The following is a 19,327-nucleotide window of genomic DNA, read 5'->3' on the forward strand; positions in this document are numbered from 1 at the left end:
TTCATGCAGGGGAAGCGCTCCTTGCCGCGCGTGCTGGCGGTGACGGCGATTCCCGCCGTGCTGCTGGCGTCGTCACTGACGTCCGCTTCCGCGCAGGAGGCGTCCGGGGCGCCCACGGCGGCGGCGCCCACGGGCAAGGCCGCCGTGTTCGTACTCGACGCGGACAGCGGCCGGTTCGGCGGGGTGAAGCCGGGCCTGGCCGCGTCGGTGGCCCGGGTGGCGCCGGTCGGGACGTACATCGGCAAGGCGGCCGACACGCAGATCCTCGCGGCCGGCGGCCAGAAGGTGGTCGCCGACATCACGCTCGCCTCCTCTCCGGTGAAGGCGGAGCGGGCGGCGTGGGCGGCCTCGTCACGGTTCGTCGACCTGTCCTGGCCCGACCTGGGCGCGGCCCGGTACACGGTCTACCGCAACGGCGTGAGGATCGCCGACACGCCTGGTCACAGCCTGCGCGACACGGGAGTGGCGGCGGGCAGCCAGGTCGACTACAGGATCACCGGTGAGGCCGGTGGACTCGGGCACACCTGGGGCCTGACGGCGACGGTGCCGCGGTCCGACGACACCGCGACGCTCGCCAGGACGGCGCAGCAGATCGAGGCCAAGGCGAAGAGCTACGTCAAGACGACGGTGGTGTGGCGGTCCTTCATCCGGCAGCAGTGGGCGACCGTGCCCAGCAAGCTGGGCTCGGTGTCGGGCTGCAAGTACACCAAGGGCTACAAGTACGCCGGCGACAACCACGGCTTCTCCAGCAAGGTGACCGGCCCGTCGTTCCGGGCCGGCCTGCGCGGGATCGTGTACTGGAAGAAGTCGCCGTACGAACTCTTCCCGGAGACCGGCTGGACGAAGGTGTACAACGCCAAGACGGGCAAGCTGGTGGACAAACGGAAGGCGTCCACGAAGGGCATCGACTTCCGGACGAAGACGCGCTACGACGGCAAGACCCGTGCCGTGCACGCGCAGATCGAGGCCACGGACCCGTTCTGCCCGACGTCCGGGCCGAAGCGGGCGGGCATCGGCGCGTTCTACGACGCGCGGCTGGCCCGCAACGGCGACTTCTACGTGTCGGGCAAGTACCGCAAGGCCCCGGACCACGAGATGTACCTGTACGGGTACACCAGCGGCGACAAGCACTCCACGAAGGTCGTGCACCAGTCGAGGATGAGCAGCCTGCTGTGCCTGTCCCAGCCGATGTGCGAGCTCGGCACGATCGGCAACAACGGCGGCTACTGACCCCCGCCCTCCGACCCCGGGGCCCGCGCCCCGGGGTCCGCGCCCCGGCCCCGGTCACGGTCGTCGGGGCACGGGGAGGACAATGATCGGTGAAGCGGGCCGCCGCCGCGCGGGCGGCCCGTGACCAAAGGGGGAATGACGTGACTGTCACCTGGCGCAGCGCCGTGTCCTACGCGCTCACCGTCGTAGTCCTGTCCTGGCTGACCGGGGCAGCCGTGGACCTGGCGTGGACGGCCGCTTCCGGCAGCGGCCTCGGGGGGTGGGCCTCCCTCTGGGTGAAGGACCCGTGGAACGCGGTCTTCGTCGTGGCTGCCACCGCGTCCCTGACGCTGGCCAGGGGTCTGCTGGCCGCGCTGCCGCGCTGGCGCGTGGTCCTGGTCGACGGTTTCGTCTACCTGGTGATGCTGCTGGCCTGCTCGGGGCTGTCGGCGTGGGCCGGTGGCGACGACGCCCCGGCGGACACTGCGTCCATGATGGCCGTCTACGCGCTGTTCACGCTGCAACTCCCCGCGGCGTGGCTGCTGTGCGTGTGGCGGACGGGGCACCTGGAGGTCGTTCTCAGCCGGGCCGGACGGAACGCGACGCGCAGCGACCACATGGACCACGGGGACGACCAGCGGGACGCGACCGGGCGATGACGACGACCCGACGACCGTACGCGGCCGTGGCGGTGGTCGCCGCCTGTGCGATCCTCGCCGGCTGCTCGACCCCGGACCCGATCGGCGACACCACACCAGGGGAGCAACTCACCAGGACTCTGAAGGAGGGCGAGCGCCCCGCCGCTCCCGACTTCTCCGGCACCTCGCTGGAGGGCGACGAGATCCACCTGTCCGACTACCGGGGCAAGGTCGTGCTGGTCAATGCCTGGGCCTCCTGGTGCGGTCCCTGCCGGGCGGAGACGCCCGAGTTGAAGAGGATCCAGGAGAAGTGGGGCGGCCGCGGCGTCCAGGTACTGGGGCTCGACAACGACGGCAGCCGAGCCGACGGACTCGCCTTCCAGAAGGAGTTCCGTCCGGGCTACCCGTCCCTGCACGATCCGGCGGGCAAGCAGGCCCTGAGGCTGCCACACGGCCTGGTGAACACGCAGACGCTCCCGTTCACGATCGTCATCGACCCGGCGGGAAAGGTGGCGGCGACTCGCATGGGACCGGTGACGGAGCCGCAGATCGCGAAGGTCATCGCCCCGCTGCTGGCCGCCGCGGGGCACCCTTCCTCAGGGCACGCGGCCGGAACAGCACACCTGGGGCCTCTCGTTCGGACCATGCCGGACTGATCCCGAACGAAAGACCCCAGTGCCGCGGCAGGCAAGGTTGCCCGTGAAGGAGCGGCGTCCGGTGCGGGCCCCTGCTCGAAGAGCTCGGGGGAGCGTGCCGGGCGTCGCGACGGGGCAAACGTTGCCTGCCGCGGCACCAGCTAGGCCACGTACAGCCGGACGCTCCCGTCGCCCACGGCCTCGACCCGCACCTCTGTCAGGTCCCGCACGACCGCGTCCGGCCGGTGGAACCCGGCCCGCGGACCGACGCCGATCACCCGCATGCCCGCGGCGCGACCCGCCGAGATCCCCGCCCCGGAGTCCTCGAACACCACGCAGTCGGCGGGCGCGACACCCAGTTCGGCGGCGCCCTTCAGGAAGCCCTCGGGGTCGGGCTTGCTCGCCCCGACGGACTCGGCGGTGACGCGCACGTCGGGCAGGGGCAGGCCGGCGGCGGCCATCCGGGCCGTGGACAGGGCAACGTCGGCCGAGGTCACGAGGGCGTGCGGCACCTCTCGCAGGCCCGCGAGGAACTCCGCGGCCCCGGGAATCGGAATCACGCCGTCCATGTCCGAGGTCTCCTCGGCGAGCATGCGCGCGTTCTCGGCGAGGTTCCGCTCCTTGGGCCGGTCCGGCAGCAGCAGTGCCATCGAGGCGTGCCCCTGGCGACCGTTGACGACCTTCATCACCTCGTCACCGTCCAGCCCGTGGCGGTCGGCCCAACGGCGCCAGATCCGCTCGACGACGGCGTCGGAATTGACGAGGGTGCCGTCCATGTCCAGCAGGAGGGCGCGGGCGGTGAACACGGCGGTGGCCGTCATCGGCAACTCCAAGACACAGCGAGGGGGGCGTGGGAGCACGCCCCCGAAGAAACAAGGCGGCCCCGTCCACCGGTCAGGGGAAGCGGACGGGAGCCACTTTGTTTCCCCACGGTACAAAACATCCGGGCATCTGGCCACCACTGCCCCAAAGCCGGGGACGAAGCGGCCGAGCAAAGCGGGGTGCAGGGCAGAGCCCCCACCGGGACCCGGGACGGAGCCCCAGGCCGACACTCTCCCCTCCCACCAAGACGGGCGAGCGAGCGAGAAACCAGGGATGCAAGGGGCACAGCCCCCACCGGGGTCTGGGGCGGGGACCCAGGGCGGGGACCCCTCACCCCACCGAGACGGGCGGGCGGGTGGGCGAAGCGCGGCCGCAGCAAGCAACACCCCCACCGAACTCCGAGGCGGAGCCCCAGGGCAGGACCCCCTCACCCCACCACGGGAAAAGCCGGCACGTGACCAGAGCCCCCGTCACGCCACCGCCTCCCACAGACTCCACACCCCCAGCCCCGCCATCAACAACGCCGCAACCTTCGTGATCAACGCCAGCGGCACCCGCCGCATCAACGCCTTGCCGCCCACAATGCCCAGCCCCGCCACCGCCCACAGCGCCAGCACCGCCCCCAGCCCGACCGACAGCGGATCGTCGTAACGAGCGGCGAGGTTCGCCGTCATGATCTGCGTGAGGTCACCGAACTCCGCGACCAGGATGAGCATGAACCCCGTCCCCGCGACCTTCCAGAAGGACTGGTCCTCGGGCCGCCGGATCTCCTCCTCACCGTCGTCCTTCTTCAGCAGCAGCATGGCCGCGCCGCCGAGGAACAGCACGCCCGTCACCGCGTGCACGATCCGCTGCGGCAGAAGCGTCAGCACGCTGCCGGCCGCCACGGCCAACACCACGTGCAGCAGAAACGCGGCGGCGACGCCGGCGAAGACGTACGAGGCCCGGTAACGCGTACCGAGGACGAGCCCCGCGAGTGCCGTCTTGTCCGGCAGCTCCGCGAGGAAGACGACGCCGAAGACGAGCGCCAGGACGCTGAAGGTGATCACTGTTCCTCAATCGGTCGGGGCCACCCCGCCGAGAGTGCTGCGACTGGTGCGACAAGACGCCTCGGCAGGGCAGCACACGGTTCACCCCTGCCATACGGCACGGGCGTGCACTGCTTACCGAAGGTCTCGCTGGCCGACCTCGCTCACGAGGTCCGCCTCCGGGCGCCGGCTCAGCCGAGCTGAGCAGTATGTCGACGGTCCGGCGAAGAGCTACTCCCCTTCCGCGCCCCCATCGTACGCGACCACCCGCGCGACCCGGCCGGCACCGAGATCCACATCACAGCGAACAGCAAGTCCAGCCGTACCCCTTGCTGTGTCATGCACGCGTCACTAACTTCTCACCGCACGCTCACCCGCCCGCAACACTGCGCGGCGAGCATTCCCTCGCTTCCCCTGCTCACACCCAACGCCCCTCACCCCCAAGGGAGTTCGCATGTCCCGCAGGTTCAAGCTCTACGCGCGTCAACGACTCAGCATAGTCGCGGCGATCACCGGACTCATAGCCTCCATAGGCCTGTTGAACGGCCCGACCGCCTCCGCGGCCCTCCCCACCCCCGTCAGCGCGGCCACCGCCCGCAGCTACCTCGCCTCCCTCACCGTGGCGACCGAGAACCGCACCGGCTACGACCGCGCCCTCTTCCCGCACTGGATCACCATCAGCGGCAAGTGCGACACCCGCGAGACGGTCCTCATGCGGGACGGCTCGAACGTCGTCACCGACGCCAACTGCGCGTCCACCAGCGGCAGCTGGTACTCCGTGTACGACGGCGTCACCCTGACCACCTCCTCCAGCCTCGACATCGACCACGTCGTGCCGCTCGCCGAGGCCTGGGACTCCGGCGCGAGCAAGTGGACCACCGCCCAGCGCCAGGCGTTCGCCAACGACCTGACCCGCCCCCAGCTGATCGCCGTGTCGGCCAGCTCCAACCGGTCCAAGGGCGACAAGGACCCGGCCGAGTGGATGCCGACCCAGACGTCGTACCGCTGCACCTACGCCCGCGCCTGGGTGCAGGTGAAGTACTACTACAACCTCTCCGTCGACACGGCTGAGAAGAGCGCGCTCCAGAACTACCTCGCCGGCTGCTGACCCCCGGCCCTCACCCGACTCCGTCGCCCCGTACCGCCGCAGTGCCGTACGGGGCGGCGGAGTGCCACCGAACGAACGCTGGGGCCTCAGTAATCACATCAACCCCCAGTGGAACTTCTGTCACACTTCCGGCGTACGCTGTATGGCTGTTCAAGGCCGCTCCTGCCGCTCCCGCGCGACACCGCGGCACGGTCCGCGGTTCACGGGGGTGACGGGGGGAGTTCTCGGTGCTGGAGAGTGTGGCGAGGGTGGGGTCACTCACCGGCACTCCATGGATCTACGTCATGGTGGCCGCGTCCGTACTGCTGGATGTGTTCCTGCCGGTCCTGCCCAGCGGCGTGCTGATAGTGACGGCCGCCACGGCGGCGGCCGCGGGCACCGGCGCGGCGACCGGGCACGTCCCGCAGAACGTACCCGACATCCTGGCCCTGACCCTGTGCGCGGCGACAGCCTCCGTACTGGGTGACCTCGTCGCCTACCGTCTGGCCCGGCGCGGCGGCGAGCGCCTGGACCGCGCGATCTCCCGCTCCCGACGACTGAGCAGGGCGCAGGAACGGCTCGGCACGGCCCTGTCCCGGGGCGGCGGCGCGCTGGTGGTCCTCGCCCGCTTCGCCCCGGCCGGCCGCTCGGTGGTCTCCTTCAGCGCCGGCGCGGCACACCGCCGGGTCCGGGAGTTCCTGCCCTGGTCCGCGCTGGCGGGCCTGTCCTGGGCCACCTACAGCGTGGCCCTCGGCTACTTCGGCACCCGCTGGCTGGGCGCCGCCTGGCTGGCGACCTGCGTGTCGGTGGCGGCACTCTTCGCGGCGGGCGCGGGAGCGGCGTACCTGATGCGACGCCCGCCGAAGCCGGCGGAGGCGTCGTAGGACAAGTCCGGCGACGGGCGCCGCACCCGGCGCTCACCATCCCTCGCCACCCGGCCCCCATCCGGACGCCCCCCGCCCGGCCGTCACCCGGCCCTGGGCGCCGCCTGCCCCCGCACTTCCAGCCCCGCCAGCAGGTCCTGCGTGGCCTGCGCGATCACGTCGACCGCCCGGTCGAAGACCTCCTGGTTGTGCGCGGCAGGCGCCCGGAACCCCGAGACCTTCCGCACGTACTGCAACGCGGCGGCCCGGATCTCCTCCTCGGTCGCCTCCTCGGGCAACGCGGGCGGACGCAGTGTCTTGATGCTCCGGCACATGCCCCCAGTGTCAGCACGCCCCGCGCCCGCCGCGCAAGCGCCCCGCCGCACCATCCTCAGGCGGCGACCTGACCGAGGGCCAGCATCACGCAGAGCAGCACGCCCAGCAGCGCCAGCCCGATCGCGGCGACCCGCGCGCCTCCGCGCGGGTGCAGCATCCCGCCGACAGTACCCAGGGCCACCACGGGCACGACGCCCTGCGCCACCGCGACCTGCACGTCCCCGTACCGGAGCGGCCCGAGCACACCGTCCTGACAGGCGGCGCAGGCGAGGGTGAGCAGCGGCACGACGAACATCAGCACGGCGCCGACGAACAGCACGATCAGACTGAGGACGACGAGCCCCACCCAGTCCGAGGGGGTCCGCGCGCGGGTGTTCACGGTGTTCTCCACGGCCGAGACGGTACGAGCCGTGCCCCGGCCCCGACATCCGCGTTGCTACTCAAGAGCCCGTGCTCGAAAGCCGCTCCCGCCACCCGGAGCGAACTCGAACACATGAACCCCCCGCATTGCGGTCGCGGGCCAAATTCGAACAGGCGTAGCATTGCGGCGTGGCTACGCGCTATGACTTCCCGAGTGATCTCCTCGCCGGCCAGGAGGAGCTGCACCAGGTACGGGCCGAGCTGTCGGCCCTGCTCAAGCGGCTGCCCTGGTCGGTCGAGCCGCTGGACGGGTTCAGCGACGACGGCGGCTGGCGCAAGGTGGAGCGGCCGGCCTCACCGGGCTGGACACCCGACGAGCAGGCCGCGGTCGAAAAGCTCCGCCGCCGCGAGCACGAACTCGCGGTGTTCGTCAGCACCCACCGCTACTGGTCGGAACTGCCCGGCCCGGACGGCGTCACCGCCCGCAGCCACCTGAAACACGCCCACGAGCCCCCGGAAAACGAGGACGAGACCTAGCGAAGCGCAAAGGCAAGGGCCCAGGCCTTCGGGTTCCAACCCGCCGACCTGGGCCCTGTTCATCTACAACTGGTGGGCGCGGACGGTTTCGAACCGCCGACATCCTGCTTGTAAGGCAGGCGCTCTACCGCTGAGCTACGCACCCGGGACCAGCCGACAGCCTACATTGTCCCGGGTGCCCTCCTCCAAATCCGTATGTCGGACAGGCAGGAAGTCAGGTCTCCGGTCCGGCCTGGACGGTCCGATGCCCCGCACGATCTCTCCGGTCGTGCGGGGGCGGTGCCGTCCAGGCCGGACCGGACGCCCGGGGGCGCGCCGTCCGATCACCGCGGCCGCCGCGTCGTGGCGAGTTGCTGCCCCCTCGGAGGTCCACGCGCCCGGCGAAGCGGGACGCCGACGGGGGTTTACCCCACCCCCCGTCCGGTAGCCCGCCGGATTCTCCGTGGCGGGGGTTCTTTCTACGGTCTTCACAGAGCCGTGGGGGCTCGTCGTCCGTCGTCAGGGGGAGATCGTCATGTCCCGTTCCGTGCCCGCTCGTGTCGCCGCCGTCGCCGGTGTCGTCGTGGTCCTGGTCGCTACGGCCACGGCCTGCGGGGGCTCCGCCGAGGACGACACCAGCCCCGAGCGGCACTCCTTCGCCCTGCGCGGAGACACCCTGACCGTGGACTCGGACGACTCGGCGCTGGAGATCGTCGCCGCGGGTTCGGCGAAGCCGGGGACCGTGGAGGTCACCCGCTGGTTCCGTGGCTCCGTGCTGGTCGGGGACGATCCGAGGGTGACCTGGTCCATGAGGGACGACCGGCTGGTGCTGCGGATGAAGTGCTCGGGGTTCGTCGCCGACTGCTCGGCCAAGCACCGGATCGAGGTCCCGCGCGGGATCGCCGTGAAGGTCGAGGACCGCGACGGCAGCGTGCGGGCGCGCGGGTTCAAGGACGCGCTGAGCATCCGTACCGGCGACGGATCCGTGCACGTCACCGACTCCACCGGCCCCCTGGAGCTGCGCTCCGGCGACGGGACCGTACGGGCGGAGGTCTCCTCCCGCCGGGTGCGGGCCACCACCGGCGACGGCTCGGTCCGCCTCGAACTGGCCACCGTGCCGGACCGGGTGGAGACGAGTTCCGGGGACGGCTCCATCAGCGTGGTGCTGCCGCACGCCGCGTACCGGGTGACGACGAAGACCGGCGACGGCTCGGTGGACGTCTCCGTGCCCCGGAACGATGCCAGCTCCCACGTGGTGTCCGCGACCACCGGCGACGGAAGGATCACAGTTCGTACGGCTGACTGACCGGCCCGTGTGTTCGTCCGCCGCGAATGGGAGAATGACCACACGCATGGCGGACCACAGCACGGGAGAGGGATGTGACGGCGACACCGGCGACCCCCGCACAGCCGCACTCGCCGTATGCACGGCCCCGGCCTCGGAGCGCCTGTCCGAGCCCGGCGCGCACCTCGGCCGCCCGTGACGTCCGTGACGTCCTCGTACTGATGGGCCTGCCGGTGCTCGCCCTGCTCGCGCTGCCGGCCGCCTTCGCGGGCGGCGGCACCCGGCGCTGGTTCGGCGGGCGGGCCGAGACCCAGCGGGCCGAGGCGCAGGCCGCCAAGGACGCCGCCGCGGCCGCCTTCTACGAGCTGGACAGCGCCCAGCGCGACCTGCGGATCTCGATCGAGACGATCACGGCAGTCGACGACTCCCCGGACGCCCGCCGCGCGGTCGCCGACTTCGAGGCGCTGGGGCGGCGCATCGACGAGGTCAGTCAGCGTTACATCCAGGCCGTCGACGCCCAGGACCTGGACCGTGACGACCTGGAGGCCTCCGTCGCCTCCCGGGCGCGCGTCGACCTGACCGCCGCCAAGGACGAACTGCTGGGCGTCAAAAGGGAGCTGGACCGTTTCGGCAGTGGCCTCGGGCCGCTGCTCGGCAAGGCGGAGACCCAACTGGCGCGGGTGGCGCCCTCCGTGGAGCGCGCCCGGCAGGCCCTGAGCGCCGCCGCCGGCGCACTCGACGACGTCCGCGGCTCCGGGCTCAGGGCGGACGACCTGGCCGCCCGGCTCGCCGCCCTCTCCCCCGAGCTGACCAGGCTCAACCAGGGCGCGGGACAGCACGGCGTGCAGCCGACGCTGGAGCGCGCCGAGCGGGTGGCGCGGGAGGCGGAGGCGATCCGGGCGGACGCGGTGCGGCTGCCGGAGCAGGCCGCCGAGATCGATCACCGGCTGGTGTCGCTGCGCACCCGGGCGCAGGCGCTGAGTACGCGCGCCGGGCAGGTGGAGCCGGTGCTCAGCGAGCTGCGGCGGCGGTTCACGGTCGCCTGCTGGCAGGACCTGCAACAGGTGCCGGAGCAGGCCGCCGGGAGTGTGCGGGAGGCGGAGGCGAAGCTGCGGGAGGCGCAGTCCGCGCGGGACGCCCAGCGCTGGCCGGACGCGACGGCGCTGCTGTCGACGGTGCGGGCGCTGCTGAACACCACCGACGAGGCGGTGTCGGCCGCCGGGGACCGGCTGCGGCGGCTGAACTCGGTGCAGAAGGACCCGCAGGCGGAGGTCGAGCGGACCCGGTTCGCGATCCGGGACGCGCAGCGGCTGGCCATGTCGGGCCGTACGACGCCGGATCCGCGGCACGCCCGCCCGCTGGACGACTCGGTGGGCCGGCTGGAGCGGGCGGTGGCCACGCTGGAGGGCCGCCATCCCGACTACTGGCACTTCCTGACGGAGACCGAGGCGGTCCGGCAGACGGTGGCCGCGGTGGTGTCCCGGATCCGCGAGGAGCGGGGAGCCGGCCACTGACGGCCCGCTCCCCGCTCCCGGAAGGCACCGCTCAGGTCCGGTAGGCGTAGTAGTACGCGTCCGGGTAGGAGGCGATGATGCTCGCCACCGACCTGTTGTAGGTGTTGGTGGAGTGGTACGACAGGTACGGCACGCCCTGCGCGGTGCGGGACGTGACGATCATGGAGTGGTCCTTGGACCCGTCCCGGTTGAAGTCCACCTGGAGCACGTCGCCGATGTCCATCTGGTAGACGTTGGCGAGGCTGGTGACCCGCTTGGAGGAGAGGGCGAACCAGGAGAACTCGTTGACGCCGACGAACGAGTCCGACTGGATCTCGGAGTTCCCGAACCACTTGTGGAAGTCGTACGTGTAGCCGGGTTCGTGCTTCCAGCCGCCCGCCTTGAGGGACTGGCTGACGAAGTTGGTGCAGTCGCCGCCGGCTCCCGCCCCGTTGAAGTCGGGGTAGTCGGGGTTGTAGTTGTTCCAGTACTTCGTCGCGTACGCCGCCATGGCCTTGTAGTCGTAGGCGCCGCCGGAGAGGTTCTTCGGCGCGGCGGGCGGGTTCGTGGTGATGGCCGCGCGGGGGGCCGACGGCGGGTTGCCGTCGGCGGCGACGCTGGGGGCCGTGCTGGAGGCAGCCGGGGCCGCGGTGGTCGGAGCCGCGGTGGTCGGGGCCGGGGTGGGCGCCTTGGTCGAGGCCTTCGCGGTCGGTGCCGTGGTCGACGGCTTCGCGGTGGGCGGCGTGACCACGGGCGGTGCGGCGATCTGGTTGACGGCGACGCCGTCGTCCGTGTCGCGGATGCCGGTCAGCTGCCAGTTGCCCTGCTGGTCGGCCCTGAACGTCAGCTCGTGGTGGGCCTGGAAGCCGGTGGTCTTCGGCTCGTTGCCGCGGATCTTCCGGTACGTCAGGGTCGTGGTCTCGGTGACGGCGACCTTGGCGTCGCGGCCCTTCACCTGGGTGGCGTCCAGCGACACGCTGGTCTTGGCGGCGCTGTACTTCTCACCCAGCTTCGCGAGCCGCGCCTTGCGGCCGCGCAGTTGGTCCAGGGCGGAGGTCTCCTCGCGCGACTGCGTGCCGGACAGGCGGACCTTGCCGGAGAAGCCGGACGTCAGCCGGTGGTGGCGTCCCCTGCTTCCCGGGGCGTCGTCCACCAGGGCCTGGGTGCGGTCGGTGAAGACCGCGTCGGCCAGCTTCTGGAAGGTGGCCCTGGTGGCCGCGTCCACCGTCGGATCGTCGGTGACCGCCGCGCCCGCGCTCCAGTTGGGCACCAGCGCCACGCCGGCGACGACCGAGGCGGCCGCCGCCGAGACTATGGTGGCGCGACGCCGTTTACGGCTTAATTTTCTTGATTTCAATGGTGTTCCCCTCTACGCCGGTAGACCTACCGGGCGACGGCATCTTCGCATGCGGTGTGGAGCTGCTGTGAAGCGGGGGCCACAAGTGGAACTCCCCAGTCCTACGTGTCAGTTGACCACCGACGACCAGTCGGGGGACTGGGCCGGGTCCAGGGCGCGCAGCCGTTGCAGGGTCTCCGGCTTCTGGACGTCCAGCCAGTCGGCGAGCTCCCGGAACGAGACGCACTTGACGTCCTTCTTGGTGCAGATGTTCTCGACGACCCGGTCGACGGCCTTCATGTAGATGCCGCCGTTCCAGTCCTCGAAGTGGTTGCCGACGAACAGGGGCGCCCGGCTGCCGTAGTAGACGCGGTTGAATCCGGCCATGTAGGAGTCGACGGTCTGCTGCTCCCACTGCGGGAAGTTGGCCGGATCGCCCTGGGTCTCACCGTTGGACTGGTTGTAGAGGAAGTTGAAGTCCATGGACAGTCCCTGGTACTTGCCGTCCTCGTAGGGGAGCATCTGGAGCGGGAAGTCCCAGATGCCCTCCTTCTTCGACGGCCAGATCTGGAAGTCGCCGGGCGAACTGGCGTCGTAGCGCCAGCCGTAGTCCTTGATGGCCTTCAGCAGGTTGGGCTGCCCCTCCAGGCAGGGCGCGCGTCCTCCGGTGATCTCCTTCCTGAAGTCGAAGGGCAGCGGCGGGACGTCGGTGAGACCGCTGTTGGTCTTCCACTTCTCCGCGAAGGAGTAGAACTGGTCGATCTCGCTCTTCCACTCCTCGACGCTCCAGTCGCCGCCGCCCTTGGCGCCGCAGAAGTGGCCGTTGAAGTGGGTGCCGATCTCGTTGCCGTCCTCGTACGCCTCGCCGAGCTGCTCCAGGGTGGTGCGGATGTGGTCCACGGTGGCGTAGTCGATGGCGGCGGCGCCCGCCGAGTGCTGCGGTGGGTGGTAGAGGTCCTTCTTGGCCTTGGGCAGCAGGTAGATGCCCGTGAGGAAGAAGGTCATGTGGGCGTCGTACTCCTTGGCCAGCTCGCGGTAGTGCGAGAACAGGCGGTCGTCGCCCTCCAGGGCGCCGTCCCAGGAGAAGACCACGAACTGCGGCGGTTTCTCGCCGGGTTTGAGCGGCCTCGGCTTCCACTCGGCCTTCTGCGGACCGGTGTAGGAGGTGGAGCCGTCGCCGAGCACCCGGACCTTGCCGTCCCACTCGGGCTCCTCGGCCCCCCCGGACGGGGAACCGGCGTCCTCGGGGCCGCCCTTGGAGCCGGCCTTGGCCCCCCCTCCCTCGGATCCGGCGGACGCGGTCGGCGTGGTCGAGTCGGCGCGGGTCAGCGTCAGGAACCCCGCCACCACGGAGGCGACGACCAGCAGGGCGGCCAGGGTCAGGAACTCGGGGCGGGTGGCGCGGCGGGGCGCACGGGCCTTGCGCCGACGGCCGGTTGACTTCATGGGGGGCTCAATCTGCGAGGGGGGTGGTGGGGGGTGGGTGCGGCCGGGCCGCCGGGTTCAGCCGAGTGGGTTCATGGCACCGGCCCAGATCCCGTAGGGAACGCTGTCGGCCGGGGTGCCGGCGACTCCTTCCAGCGGCAGCGGTTCGAGGCTCTTGGCCAGGTCCATGCGGTAGACGACCACCGCGGTGGACACCGACTCGGCCGTGCCCACGTACCAGGCGGCGGTGTCGTCCTCGGTGGTGCCGGCCTTGCCCGCGACCGGTGCCGTGCCCGACGCCGCACCCGGGTGGGCGGTGCGGAAGGAGTCGCCGAGCGCCTCGGTGACCGCCTCGGCCACGCCCCGGCCGAACGCGCGCCGCGTGGCCGGGGTGTCCAGCCGGACGGAGGAGCCGTTGCGGGTGATGCGCCGCACCGAGTACGGCTCGGTGTGCGTGCCCTTGGCGGCGAAGGTGGCGTAGCCGCTGGCCATCCGGATCGCGCTCGGGGTGGAGCTGCCCAGGGACAGCGCGGGCACCTGCGGGCCCATGCTGGAGGGCAGCAGTCCGGCGGCCTGGGCGGTCTGCTTGACCCGGTCCAGTCCGGTGTCCATGCCGAGTTGCATGAACGGCGTGTTCACGGAGTTCGCGAGCGCCTGGTGCAGGCTGATCCGCCCCCAGGACTTCTTGTCGTCGTTGTGGGCGGACACCTTCTTCCCGCTGCGGTCCCAGTAGGGGCCCTCGGGGGTGGTGACGGGCACGTCGTCGTCGCCGTCGTAGAGGGTCTGGGGGGTGACCCGCTCCCTGGGGACGTCACGCCGCTCGGTGACGCCGTGCTCGAGTCCGGCCGCGTAGACGAACGGCAGGAAGGCCGAACCGGCCGGGACGGTGGAGGCGTTGGACTCGTTGTAGCCCTGGGTGCGGTGGTCGGGGCCGCCGTGGACGGCGAGGATGCGGCCGTCGGCGGCCACGGAGGCGGCGCCGTAGTGCACGGTCCCGGCCGGGCCGGGCGTGGTCTTCCGCGCCTTCTTGCGGGCCTTGGTGACCTCGTCGGTCAGTGCGCTCTCCCGCTTGCGGTCGAAGGTGGTGTAGATCTGGTAGCCGCCCAGGTCGAACTCCTGATCGGTGATGTGCGCGGTCTTCCTGGCGTACTGCGAGGCCAGTTCGACCAGGTAGTCGCTCTGCTGACCGGTGTCGTAGAGCGGGTTGCGCTTGAGCGGTTCGGGGAACGTGCGGAACTTGGCGCGTTCGGCCTGCGACAGCTTGCCGATCTTGACCATGCGGTCGAGGGTCCAGGTCCAGCGCTCCACGGCACGGCTGTGGTTGGCCGGGCTCAGGGTGGGGTCGTAGAGCCCGGCGCCCTTGAGCAGGGAGGCGAGGAAGGCGGCCTCACTGGCGTCGAGGTCGCCGACGTCCTTGCCGTAGTAGGCCTGGGCGGCGCGCTGGATGCCGTAGGTGCCGCGGCCGAACCAGCTGGTGTTGAGGTAGCCCTCGAGGATCTTGTCCTTGCTCATCCGGTTGTCCAGCTTGAGCGCGATCATCGCCTCGGTGAACTTGCGGCTGACGGACTGGTCCTGGGAGAGGTAGACGTTCTTGACGTACTGCTGGGTGACGGTGGAGCCGCCCTGGGTGTCGCCCTTGCCGACGGTGCGCCACAGGGCCCGGCCGATGCCCGTGAAGGAGATGCCGGGGTCGCTGTAGAAGCTCTCGTTCTCGGCCGCGAGGACCGCCCAGCGGACGTCCTCGGGTATGTCCTTCAGCGGCATCGCCTGGCGCTGCACCCAGCCGGTACGGGCCATGGGGGTGCCGTCGGACCAGAAGTAGACGTTGTCCTGCTGGGTGGCGTAGGTGTTCAGGTTCCGCGGAATGTCGGTCGCGGCGTAGGCGATGGTCAGGAGGAGGGTGCTCAGGCCCAGGGCCGAGAGGGTGGCGCCGAGCCACTGCTTCCAGGAGGGGAGCCAGCGCCGCCAGCCGGTGCGGCCGGGTCGTGGGTAGACCGGTTTCAGTTTCCGTGCGTACGGCGCGGCCACCGCGACGAGGGGGGCGAGGCGCCGGGTCAGGGCCGGGGGGAGCGTGGGGCCGGTGCGCGGCTTGCGGCGGTCGGCGCGCCGCCGGGGCGGACCGTCGGACGGGTCGGACGGGGCCGACGGGTCGGGCCGGTCGGGCAGGTCGGGCTGCGTCTGTAAGGCGCGTAACTGCATCGTCTCGTGCGGCTGCGCGCCCGTGTGCCGGCCGCGGAGGGCGTCGACCTTCAGCTGCATGGTCTCGTCCGCTCGGCGCAGTGCGTCGACCTTGAGCTGGATCGTTTCCTCCGCACGCACCGACCGGTCGGTCCGCGACCGGTCCGGTGGTCCGTCCTCGGCGCGGCTCCCGCCGGTCCGGCGGTCCTCCTCCGGAAGGCCGTCCCCCCGCCCTGCCTCCGTCACTACTGCGTCCTCCTCCGCACTTTCGTATTGCTCGCGCGGGTCGACACAGTCACCGCAACTGCGGCTGCCCTCCCCCTTGTTCGCAGCCGCCACGCGGCCCTCGCGGCGCTACAAAATTATCAGCCGTCTTTTCAATTTCTCCGCACAAGAACTGGACAGAAACCAAGACATAAGAAACACGAAGGGCTGTGCGTCCGGTCACGCCCGTTAATCTGGGCGCATGCCTCGCTACGAGTACCGCTGCCGGAGCTGCGGCGACACCTTCGAACTGAGTCGTCCCATGGCGGAGTCGTCCGCCCCGGCGAGCTGCCCCGCCGGGCACGACGACACGGTCAAGCTGCTGTCCACGGTCGCGGTGGGCGGCTCGGCGGCCGCCCCGGCACCCGCGCCGCGGTCCGGCTCGGGCGGCGGCGGGTGCTGCGGCGGAGGCTGCTGCGGCTGACGCTCCCACCGGCTGCCGCGGCTGACGCTCCTACCGGGGCGCCCGGGCCGCCCTGAGGAACTCCCGCACGATCCGCTCCCCGGCGAGCACCCCGCGCTCGGGCAGGGCGGCGATGCCGGGTGCCGTCCAGCCGGTGTCGGCCAGCTCGCCGTGTCCGGGCCGCCAGCCGCGGTCCACGGCGTGCAGCAGGTCGGCGTCCAGCAGCGAGTCGCCGGCGCCGAGGACGAGGTCGGCGCCGGTGCGGCGGGCCACCTCGCGGACTGCGGCGCTCTTGGTCAGCGGCTTGGGGACGGCGTAGAGCTTGCGGCCCTGCAAGGAGACCGTCCAGCCCCGGCCGGCCGCCCACGCGGCCAGCTCCTTCACCCACTCCTCGGGCAGCAGCTCGCGCTCCACCACGAGGTAGGCGAACAGATCCTCGGCGACGCGGTGCTTGCGCACCCAGGCCGGGTCTGCGGTGCGCAGCAGGTGCTCCTGGACCTCCGCGAGCGACGCGCACTCGTCGGCCAGCCGCGCGAGCACCCGCCGGTGCCAGTCGCCGTCCGACACGCCGTCCACCAGCAGATGGCCGCCGTTGGCGCAGATGGCGTACGTCGGGGCCGGGCCCGGCAGGTTGATGCGCAGGTACTGCTTGCGGGTGCGGGTCGTGGCGGGCACGAACACCGCCGTGTCGGCGAGATCGGTGAGCAGCTGGGCGGCCGTCTCGGTCAGGTACGACAGCGGCCTGCTCTCGTGCACCTCCACGCACAGCAGCCTGGGTGCCCGCGCGTCCGGCATGGTCAGCGCCAGGGCGGCGGAGGAGTAGATGAGCGTACGGTCGAGATCGCTCGCCACCAGGACCGGCATCAGCGGGTCACCGCCCTGCCGTCGGCGCCGGTCGCCCCGCGCGTGTACCGGGGGTGGATCAACCCCACGCAGCTGTACGGCAGTTCGTCCACCTCCTCGACCGGGACCCCGCGCTGCTCGGCCAGCAGCCGTACGTGGTCCAGGTCGGCACCGGCGCCGGCCCGCGCCAGGATCTTCCACGGCACCCGGCGCAGCAGCACGCGGGTGGTCTCGCCGACGCCGGGCTTGACCAGGTTCACGTCGTGGATGCCGTACTCCTCGCTGATGCGCTCGACCGCCGCCCAGCCCTCCCAGGTGGGGGTGCGGTCGGTGGACAGCAGTTCCTTGGCGGCGATGTCGACGCTGTCGGCGACCTCGGGGAAGCGCTGGGAGACGGCGCCGAGGAAGACGTTCGACACGTCGGCGCCGGCCAGTTCGCGGTAGAACTTCGCGCCGTGGAAGTCGTGCGGGCCGACCAGGTCCGCGCGCAGCACGGTCCGCGAGATCAGGCCGGACACGGTGGAGTTGAGGCAGGCGGAGGGTATGAGGAAGTCCTCCCGGGTGCCGTACGTCCGCACGCACGAACCGGGGTCGGCCAGCACCGCGATCTCGGGGTCGAACCCGGTGATCCCTTCGCGCTCCTCGAACTCCCTGATCGCCTGCGTCAGTTCGCGGGTGATGGCGCCCTTGCCGGTCCAGCCGTCGACGAAGACGACGTCGCGGGGGTCGTGGTGGGCGGCCAGCCAGCGCAGCGCGTTGGTGTCGATGCCTCGGCCGCGCACGATCGACACGGCGTAGTGCGGCAGGTCCCGGCCGTGCCGGAACCGGGCCCAGCGCCGCATCAGTACGCCGACGGGTGTGCCGGCGCGGGCCAGCGAGACGAGTACGGGGCCGGCGTCCGAGGTCTCCTCCGTCCCGGCCGGGTTCCTCCGGCGCAGGGGGAGTTCGGCGAGGATCGTCTCGGTGACCACGCCCACGGCCCGGGCGATCCGCGCGGCGGAGGCCGTCAGGGCCGTGTGGAACAGGTCCTGGTACTGCTCGCTGGGCTGGTACTCCACCGGCAGCGACTCGGCGTAGTGGGCGCCGCCGCTCTGGATCGCCTCCTCGCGCTCCTCCGTCGGCGCCTCCAGCGTCGCGTCCGAGAGGTCCTGGAGCAGCCAGCCGACCTCGTCGGGCGCGTACGAGGAGAAGGCGGGGCCGCGGAGGGGCTCGGGCAGCATCGGGGACCTTTCGGGGGCGTGCGGGGGCACGGGGAGGTGCGAGGGCACGACCGCGAGCAGGACGTGGGGGGTGTGCGCGGCGAGCCGGGCCAGCAGGCCGGTGGGCGCGTGCAGTTCGGGGGTGTCGGCGGCGGAGTCGACGACGGCGACCACGGCGTCGAAGTCGCCGCCGGCGACGTTGTAGGCGTAGCGCTCGCCGGGGCCGTCGGCCGGGTCGTCGTGCGCCGGGAAGACCAGCCGGGTGCGGATCGCGTAACCGGGGTCGTCCACGGCCAGCACGGGCGAGCGGGTGGTGGTGGAGTACCGCACCTCGGCCTCCACGACCTGCTCCACCTCCCGCGCCAGCCGCAGCGGCGCGTACATCAGCTCCTCGCAGCCGAGCACCAGCACCCGCCGCGCGCCCCGGGGCAACGCCTCGGCGATCCGGGCGGCCATGGCGGGCAGCGCCCACTCCAGCCGGTCCCGGTGCACCGGCGTGAACCCGTGCCGCCCCCCGTCCGGCACCCCCCGAGGCCAGCGCAACTCGACCCGCCGGACCCGCCCGGCCCTCCGCTGCCCCGGAACGACGGACGCCTCACACACGGCCGTGCCCTCCGCCCCCGCCGAAGCACCGGCTGGGGGTGGTGTCTGCTCCGTGTGGAACCCGGCCGGTTGGGCCGCTTCGTGGTGTGCGACGAGTTCCTGGCCCCTCTCCAGGACGTCCGCGGGGAGGCGGACCGTGCCGGAGGCGGTGGTCACCAGGGACACCTGGGCGTCGATCCGGTCGGCGAACTGCCGCAGGCGGTCCGCGTCGGACGGGGCCCGCATGTCGACCAGCGCGACCACGACGTACCGCTTGCGCGGATAGCGGGCGTGCAGGTCGCGGATGGTGTTCAGGACCGTGTTGCCGGTGGAGAACTCGTCGTCCACCAGGACCAGCGGGCCGTCGGAGGCCAGCAGGGCGGGGTTCTCGGGCAGCAGGAGGTGGGAGGTGGCGTGCGAGTGGGACTCCTCGAAGCCGCCGGCCGGGGCGACGCCGGGGACCGGGCGGCGCGTGGAGTGCAGGTACGGCGCGGTGCCGAGGCCGTCCGCGACCGCGTGGCCGAGGCCCGTCGCGGTCTCCGCGTAGCCCAGGACGACCGCCCGGCCGCACTGGTCGGCGCCCAGCAGGTCCCGGACCCGGCGGCCCAGGGCGAACCCGTGGCCGTACACGACCGAGGGCGACTGCGGCACGTGCTTGCCGAGCACGTTGGACACGAGCAGGTGCGCCCGCTTGGGGTTGCGGCGCAGCGCGAGCCCCAGCAGGCCCGTCAGCCGGTCGTCGCCCACGAGTTCGACCCCGAGTCGCTCGGCGACCCAGGTGCCGGACCAGAGCCCGTCGTTCACTGGCTTGTTCATGCCTTCCTT

18 protein-coding genes and 1 tRNA gene are annotated in these 19,327 nt (G+C 71.8%); 9 read left to right on the top strand and 10 right to left on the bottom strand.

Annotated features, from left to right (window positions below; genetic code table 11):
- Positions 1–3 precede the first annotated feature (3 nt).
- The 3 genes from ACFY3J_RS00425 (at position 4) to ACFY3J_RS00435 (ending at position 2,503) form a co-directional block, all read left to right on the top strand.
- Positions 4–1,230 carry a hypothetical protein gene (locus ACFY3J_RS00425; RefSeq protein ID WP_390839642.1) on the top strand — a complete coding sequence of 409 codons (1,227 nt, stop codon included), beginning with the start codon at positions 4–6 and terminating at the stop codon, positions 1,228–1,230.
- Positions 1,231–1,370: 140 nt separating this feature from the next.
- Complete coding sequence (locus ACFY3J_RS00430; RefSeq protein ID WP_384173686.1) at positions 1,371–1,868, top strand: hypothetical protein; 498 nt, start codon at positions 1,371–1,373, stop codon at positions 1,866–1,868.
- On the top strand, positions 1,865–2,503 hold the full coding sequence (locus ACFY3J_RS00435) for a TlpA family protein disulfide reductase (RefSeq protein ID WP_384173683.1): 639 nt from the start codon (positions 1,865–1,867) through the stop codon (positions 2,501–2,503). Before ACFY3J_RS00430 ends, ACFY3J_RS00435 begins: the two co-directional genes overlap by 4 nt.
- Positions 2,504–2,643: 140 nt before the next feature.
- Here ACFY3J_RS00435 and ACFY3J_RS00440 read toward each other — a convergent pair whose 3' ends face one another.
- Both ACFY3J_RS00440 and ACFY3J_RS00445 read right to left on the bottom strand, forming a co-directional pair.
- On the bottom strand, positions 2,644–3,303 hold the full coding sequence (locus ACFY3J_RS00440) for an HAD family hydrolase (RefSeq protein WP_390839644.1): 660 nt from the start codon (positions 3,301–3,303) through the stop codon (positions 2,644–2,646).
- Positions 3,304–3,774: 471 nt separating this feature from the next.
- The gene (locus ACFY3J_RS00445; protein WP_384173677.1) at positions 3,775–4,353 is read right to left on the bottom strand and encodes a TMEM165/GDT1 family protein; all 579 of its coding nucleotides are present in this window, start codon (positions 4,351–4,353) and stop codon (positions 3,775–3,777) included.
- A gap of 433 nt (positions 4,354–4,786) precedes the next feature.
- Between ACFY3J_RS00445 and ACFY3J_RS00450 the strand changes: the two genes are divergently transcribed.
- The gene (locus ACFY3J_RS00450) at positions 4,787–5,440 is read left to right on the top strand and encodes an HNH endonuclease family protein (RefSeq protein WP_384173674.1); all 654 of its coding nucleotides are present in this window, start codon (positions 4,787–4,789) and stop codon (positions 5,438–5,440) included.
- Between the two features lie 284 nt (positions 5,441–5,724).
- Positions 5,725–6,303, top strand: coding sequence for a DedA family protein (locus ACFY3J_RS00455; protein WP_384174099.1), 579 nt, complete (start codon positions 5,725–5,727; stop codon positions 6,301–6,303).
- An 83-nt stretch (positions 6,304–6,386) separates the two neighbouring features.
- Here ACFY3J_RS00455 and ACFY3J_RS00460 read toward each other — a convergent pair whose 3' ends face one another.
- Both ACFY3J_RS00460 and ACFY3J_RS00465 read right to left on the bottom strand, forming a co-directional pair.
- On the bottom strand, positions 6,387–6,617 hold the full coding sequence (locus ACFY3J_RS00460; protein ID WP_384173671.1) for a DUF2277 domain-containing protein: 231 nt from the start codon (positions 6,615–6,617) through the stop codon (positions 6,387–6,389).
- 56 nt (positions 6,618–6,673) lie between these two features.
- The gene (locus ACFY3J_RS00465) at positions 6,674–7,009 is read right to left on the bottom strand and encodes a hypothetical protein (protein WP_390839646.1); all 336 of its coding nucleotides are present in this window, start codon (positions 7,007–7,009) and stop codon (positions 6,674–6,676) included.
- Between the two features lie 158 nt (positions 7,010–7,167).
- Between ACFY3J_RS00465 and ACFY3J_RS00470 the strand changes: the two genes are divergently transcribed.
- Positions 7,168–7,515: a hypothetical protein gene (locus ACFY3J_RS00470; RefSeq protein ID WP_384173665.1), complete on the top strand. Its 348-nt coding sequence runs from the start codon at positions 7,168–7,170 to the stop codon at positions 7,513–7,515.
- Between the two features lie 70 nt (positions 7,516–7,585).
- On the opposite strand, the gene ACFY3J_RS00475 is transcribed toward ACFY3J_RS00470, so the two are convergent.
- Positions 7,586–7,660 (bottom strand) — tRNA-Val (locus tag ACFY3J_RS00475).
- A 369-nt stretch (positions 7,661–8,029) separates the two neighbouring features.
- On the opposite strand from ACFY3J_RS00475, the gene ACFY3J_RS00480 reads away from it, so the two are divergent.
- Together ACFY3J_RS00480 and ACFY3J_RS00485 are read left to right on the top strand one after the other, a co-directional pair.
- A complete protein-coding gene (locus tag ACFY3J_RS00480) occupies positions 8,030–8,800 on the top strand; it encodes a DUF4097 family beta strand repeat-containing protein (RefSeq protein ID WP_384173662.1) in 771 nt (256 codons plus the stop codon).
- Positions 8,801–8,874: 74 nt separating this feature from the next.
- A complete protein-coding gene (locus ACFY3J_RS00485; protein ID WP_225074989.1) occupies positions 8,875–10,293 on the top strand; it encodes a hypothetical protein in 1,419 nt (472 codons plus the stop codon).
- A 31-nt stretch (positions 10,294–10,324) separates the two neighbouring features.
- Here the strand turns inward: ACFY3J_RS00485 and ACFY3J_RS00490 are convergent, their stop codons facing one another.
- The 3 genes from ACFY3J_RS00490 to ACFY3J_RS00500 all read right to left on the bottom strand — a co-directional run bounded on the left by ACFY3J_RS00490 (position 10,325) and on the right by ACFY3J_RS00500 (position 15,292).
- The gene (locus ACFY3J_RS00490; RefSeq protein WP_384173656.1) at positions 10,325–11,551 is read right to left on the bottom strand and encodes an amidase domain-containing protein; all 1,227 of its coding nucleotides are present in this window, start codon (positions 11,549–11,551) and stop codon (positions 10,325–10,327) included.
- A gap of 186 nt (positions 11,552–11,737) precedes the next feature.
- Positions 11,738–13,054, bottom strand: coding sequence for a hypothetical protein (locus tag ACFY3J_RS00495; RefSeq protein ID WP_390839648.1), 1,317 nt, complete (start codon positions 13,052–13,054; stop codon positions 11,738–11,740).
- 57 nt (positions 13,055–13,111) lie between these two features.
- Complete coding sequence (locus tag ACFY3J_RS00500) at positions 13,112–15,292, bottom strand: transglycosylase domain-containing protein (protein WP_390839983.1); 2,181 nt, start codon at positions 15,290–15,292, stop codon at positions 13,112–13,114.
- 385 nt (positions 15,293–15,677) lie between these two features.
- Here ACFY3J_RS00500 and ACFY3J_RS00505 point away from each other — a divergent pair, with 385 nt between their 5' ends.
- Positions 15,678–15,899, top strand: coding sequence for a zinc ribbon domain-containing protein (locus ACFY3J_RS00505; RefSeq protein WP_100567009.1), 222 nt, complete (start codon positions 15,678–15,680; stop codon positions 15,897–15,899).
- Between the two features lie 30 nt (positions 15,900–15,929).
- Here ACFY3J_RS00505 and ACFY3J_RS00510 read toward each other — a convergent pair whose 3' ends face one another.
- Together ACFY3J_RS00510 and ACFY3J_RS00515 are read right to left on the bottom strand one after the other, a co-directional pair.
- On the bottom strand, positions 15,930–16,742 hold the full coding sequence (locus ACFY3J_RS00510; protein ID WP_384173649.1) for an HAD family hydrolase: 813 nt from the start codon (positions 16,740–16,742) through the stop codon (positions 15,930–15,932).
- Positions 16,742–19,318 carry a phosphoribosyltransferase gene (locus ACFY3J_RS00515; RefSeq protein ID WP_384173646.1) on the bottom strand — a complete coding sequence of 859 codons (2,577 nt, stop codon included), beginning with the start codon at positions 19,316–19,318 and terminating at the stop codon, positions 16,742–16,744. Before ACFY3J_RS00515 ends, ACFY3J_RS00510 begins: the two co-directional genes overlap by 1 nt.
- Positions 19,319–19,327 lie beyond the last annotated feature (9 nt).

Source organism: Streptomyces sp. NPDC001231 (assembly GCF_042896885.1).
Classification (GTDB): Bacteria; Actinomycetota; Actinomycetes; order Streptomycetales; family Streptomycetaceae; genus Streptomyces.

Excerpts from the sequence above, each read along its gene's own strand:
- ACFY3J_RS00425 (WP_390839642.1), top strand. The coding sequence starts at position 4 with ATGCAGGGGAAGCGCTCCTTGCCGCGCGTGCTGGCGGTGACGGCGATT.
- ACFY3J_RS00435 (WP_384173683.1), top strand. The coding sequence starts at position 1,865 with ATGACGACGACCCGACGACCGTACGCGGCCGTGGCGGTGGTCGCCGCC.
- ACFY3J_RS00440 (WP_390839644.1), bottom strand. The coding sequence starts at position 3,303 with ATGACGGCCACCGCCGTGTTCACCGCCCGCGCCCTCCTGCTGGACATG.
- ACFY3J_RS00450 (WP_384173674.1), top strand. The coding sequence starts at position 4,787 with ATGTCCCGCAGGTTCAAGCTCTACGCGCGTCAACGACTCAGCATAGTC.
- ACFY3J_RS00455 (WP_384174099.1), top strand. The coding sequence starts at position 5,725 with ATGGTGGCCGCGTCCGTACTGCTGGATGTGTTCCTGCCGGTCCTGCCC.
- ACFY3J_RS00460 (WP_384173671.1), bottom strand. The coding sequence starts at position 6,617 with ATGTGCCGGAGCATCAAGACACTGCGTCCGCCCGCGTTGCCCGAGGAG.
- ACFY3J_RS00480 (WP_384173662.1), top strand. The coding sequence starts at position 8,030 with ATGTCCCGTTCCGTGCCCGCTCGTGTCGCCGCCGTCGCCGGTGTCGTC.
- ACFY3J_RS00495 (WP_390839648.1), bottom strand. The coding sequence starts at position 13,054 with ATGAAGTCAACCGGCCGTCGGCGCAAGGCCCGTGCGCCCCGCCGCGCC.
- ACFY3J_RS00500 (WP_390839983.1), bottom strand. The coding sequence starts at position 15,292 with ATGCAGCTGAAGGTCGACGCCCTCCGCGGCCGGCACACGGGCGCGCAG.
- ACFY3J_RS00505 (WP_100567009.1), top strand. The coding sequence starts at position 15,678 with ATGCCTCGCTACGAGTACCGCTGCCGGAGCTGCGGCGACACCTTCGAA.
- ACFY3J_RS00510 (WP_384173649.1), bottom strand. The coding sequence starts at position 16,742 with ATGCCGGTCCTGGTGGCGAGCGATCTCGACCGTACGCTCATCTACTCC.
- ACFY3J_RS00515 (WP_384173646.1), bottom strand. The coding sequence starts at position 19,318 with ATGAACAAGCCAGTGAACGACGGGCTCTGGTCCGGCACCTGGGTCGCC.